General features: G+C 45.9%; 5 protein-coding genes. 4 read left to right on the forward strand and 1 reads right to left on the reverse strand.

The window, feature by feature from the left end; all coding sequences use genetic code 11:
• The 4 genes from CXF78_RS17785 to CXF78_RS17800 all read left to right on the forward strand — a co-directional run.
• Window positions 1-435 (forward strand): molybdopterin dinucleotide binding domain-containing protein (locus tag CXF78_RS17785; protein ID WP_308302275.1); only part of this gene is annotated, 435 nt, incomplete at its 5' end.
• Between the two features lie 12 nt (window positions 436-447).
• On the forward strand, window positions 448-1,083 hold the full coding sequence (locus tag CXF78_RS17790; RefSeq protein ID WP_011638570.1) for a DMSO/selenate family reductase complex B subunit: 636 nt from the start codon (window positions 448-450) through the stop codon (window positions 1,081-1,083).
• Window positions 1,084-1,167: 84 nt separating this feature from the next.
• Window positions 1,168-1,827: a TorD/DmsD family molecular chaperone gene (locus CXF78_RS17795; protein WP_102037510.1), complete on the forward strand. Its 660-nt coding sequence runs from the start codon at window positions 1,168-1,170 to the stop codon at window positions 1,825-1,827.
• Between the two features lie 46 nt (window positions 1,828-1,873).
• Window positions 1,874-2,326, forward strand: a complete 453-nt coding sequence (locus CXF78_RS17800; protein WP_102037511.1) for a hypothetical protein — start codon at window positions 1,874-1,876, stop codon at window positions 2,324-2,326.
• 129 nt (window positions 2,327-2,455) lie between these two features.
• On the opposite strand, the gene CXF78_RS17805 is transcribed toward CXF78_RS17800, so the two are convergent.
• The coding region (locus CXF78_RS17805) for a serine hydrolase domain-containing protein (RefSeq protein WP_102037512.1) at window positions 2,456-3,301 on the reverse strand (846 nt) is incomplete at its 5' end.

Raw genomic sequence — 3,301 nt, forward strand, 5'->3', positions numbered from 1 at the left:
GTAATATCTGCGCTACCTAAATACGTGCCGACCTGGGAAAGTTATGAAGATACTGAAACCAAGAAGAAGTATCCATTACAACTTACTGGTTATCACACTAAGGGCCGTGCCCACTCTAGTTTTCACAACGTCCCTTGGCTGCGTGAAGCTGTGCAGGATGCTGTGTGGATGAACCCAATCGATGCGGATCAGCGCGGACTTAGCACTGGTGATAAGGTCCACATTTTCAATGATCGCGGCACCATCGAAGTCGAAGTTAAGGTCACACCTCGTATTATGGTCGGCGTAACAGCACTGGGGCAGGGCGCTTGGTTCCTACCTGGTGGCAATGTGGATAAAGGCGGTTGTTTGAACGTGCTTACCACACAACGCACTACACCGATAACGAAAGGTAATCCTCAGCACACTAACCTGGTTGAAATCCGTAAGGTCTGATAGGAGTTAACAATGAGTAATAATATCCAATACGGCTTTCATGTCGACGCAAGTAAATGTACTGGCTGTAAAACCTGTCAGATATCGTGTAAGGATCGTAAAGATCTCCCCGTTGGCATCAACTGGCGCCGGGTTTATGAATACGGTGGGGGACAATGGACAGAACATGGTGATGGTACTGTAAGCCAAAACGTATTTGCCTATTACATGTCTATCGCTTGTAACCACTGCTCGGAGCCTGTTTGTGTTAAGGCTTGTCCAACTGGCGCAATGCACAAACGCCGCGAAGATGGTTTAGTCCATGTGGCGGCAGATTTGTGTATCGGCTGTGAAAGTTGTGCAAGAGCTTGCCCGTACGATGCGCCGCAGATAGATAAAGATCGTAAGGTGATGACCAAGTGTGATGGTTGTTTTGAGCGTTTGGCCGAAGGTAAACAACCTTCATGTGTGGAGTCTTGCCCTATGCGAGCTATCGATTTCGGACCGATGGAAGAGCTGATGGCTAAGTACCCGGGCGCCATCTCGCCCGCGGTTGCTCCGTTGCCACAAAGCAGTATTACTACACCTAACTTACTTATTACACCTAACCGTCATTCTCGCCCAAGTGGTGACACTGATGGAGAAGTGTTGAACTACGCAGAAGTTTAATCCCCCGATTGGTGCCACTCATGTGGAGTGGCACCTCTATTTGCTGTTTATGGCGATACATTTAGTTCAACAAACGAGGTTAGCATGGTATCTCTTAACGAAAATGAACTCCTAGAATATCAAGGCATTGCGCGCATTCTTCACAATGTACTCTTTAATGATCCGACCCCAGAGTTGATCCAAGGATTTATTGAGCATGATGTTGCTCAAAGCTGGCCACCGTTTACCGAATCGGCCAAAGAGTCGAGTGGTCGTGAGTTGCTGGCCAATTATCTCGGCCAATGGACTGAAGATAAACAACAAGCCTTAAAACTGGACTATGCACAACTTTTCTATGGACCGGGCGAGCCCAATGCTGTGCCTTGGGGATCGGTTTACTTGAGCGAGAGGCAACTCCTCAATGATAAGTCGACTATGGCACTAAAAGCCTTTTATCATGAACAAGGGATCAGCTTCGAGCTGGATAGTAATCAACCTGTCGATCATATCGGTCTGTTTTTCGCGGTATTGGATCAAATGTTTACCCAATGGGATCAAACTGAAGATAACGAACCACTAGAACGAAACTGCATGATTTTGCTGCAGCAACACCTTCTTCCTTGGTCTGGGCGCTGCCTCGAACTGATGAATGAACATGCTAGAACTGATTTTTATCGCGGCATAGCAATGCTGACTCAAGCCTATTTAGATCGACTGATCCAAAGGCTAAATCTGGTCCCTATGACCGCGCGCCTGTATCGTTAGTAGACAGTATCGTTAAGAGACAAGGTTTTATAACGGGTGGGTTGATATGACGTTCATTAAAGCGCTGGGCGCTCAGTGGAATAAAGGTAAGTTGTCGCAACAGCTTGAGCGGGTTCTGATGTTAGAGCCTGAGATCCAGTCGCTTTTTATTGGGGCAACCACAGTTACCACAGTCTCTAATTTAATCGCAGCCATCGGCTTTCAAGGGGCTGAGACTCAGGAGCAAGAGAAGCAGCTCAGCCATGAGTTTATGCTCACCATACTATTCGACTGCTTTCGGTTACTTATGATCAAACAGATTGAGCATGACAACCTGAGCCAAGCCGAACATCTGATCATTCAGCTTACCAAAATGTGGGCAACGAAAGAGTTGGGCGACAAGCCTGTTAATGAGTCCAGCCAGACTCAATATCGAGCGCTGCAACAAAAAATCCTCAAACTTAGCGAACAGCTCGATGAGCTAAATCGGCAGAGGCTGCTCCAAAAACGAAATATGTGACGTTAACTATTAAACTTATCAGACTAAAAAAGCTAACTTTTCATCTTGCGTCGCATGGTATTCGGGTTGATGCTCAGTAATCGAAAAGCAAGCAATCGAAAAGTGGGGCAGAGTCTAACGAGTCTCCATCTACTCCAATGACGCCACAATCTCACGGAAAAATTCAATGGTTTCTTGTTTTGAATTCAGCTCATCAAGAAAGCCTAAATCGGCACTGTTTTTAACTATCACCACATTGTGTTTTTGGTTTACATAAATATATTGTCCGTAAACGCCGACACAGAAAAATTCACCTTGCTGTGCTTCTGGCGGTAACCAAATTTGATAGCCATAACCTAATTTTCCGACTTGCGGTTGTAGGTATTCCGCTTGTGGGGTGGTGGCGGCTTTTATCCAAGCAGCTGAGACAATTTGTTTGCCATTAAATGCGCCATTATTGAGTAATAAGCGACCAAAGCGGGCGTAGTCACGGGTGGTAACATTTAAGCCGCCTAACGCAAATGCGCTACCTTGGGAATCAGTCAGCCAATAGGCATCGCTTTCCATGCCTATGGTGTTCCAGATATTTTGCTGTAAAAGTTCGATTAATGATTTCCCGCTAACTCGCCTGAGTATCATACCAATCACGTGGGTGTCCATGCTGACATAATGAAATGCTTTGCCTGGGGCTGACTCATTAACCAGTTCACTGGTCATTTGATCTAACGAGCCGCCAATAGCCAGTACACGGCCCATTTTGTTAATGTCAGAATAAAAATCTAGATAGTCTTCGTTCCACTTAACCCCAGACGACATTTGCAATACGTGTTTTACTTTGACGTCGCCATAACCAGACTTGGCAAGCTCGGGCAGATAAAAGCCGACGGTTTTTTCAATATCAATGTTGCCAGCATCCACCTGCATGCCGAACAATATCGATACAAATGATTTGGCCATTGACCATGAGATACGTTTGTCATCACTTTTAGTGCCTAG

The sequence above is a fragment of the Shewanella sp. 11B5 genome, from assembly GCF_002836795.1.
Classification (GTDB): Bacteria; Pseudomonadota; Gammaproteobacteria; order Enterobacterales; family Shewanellaceae; genus Shewanella; species Shewanella frigidimarina.

What these genes read in the sequence shown, in the direction of transcription:
- CXF78_RS17790 (WP_011638570.1), top strand. Translation starts at nt 448, where the DNA reads ATGAGTAATAATATCCAATACGGCTTTCATGTCGACGCAAGTAAATGT.
- CXF78_RS17800 (WP_102037511.1), top strand. Translation starts at nt 1,874, where the DNA reads ATGACGTTCATTAAAGCGCTGGGCGCTCAGTGGAATAAAGGTAAGTTG.
- CXF78_RS17795 (WP_102037510.1), top strand. Translation starts at nt 1,168, where the DNA reads ATGGTATCTCTTAACGAAAATGAACTCCTAGAATATCAAGGCATTGCG.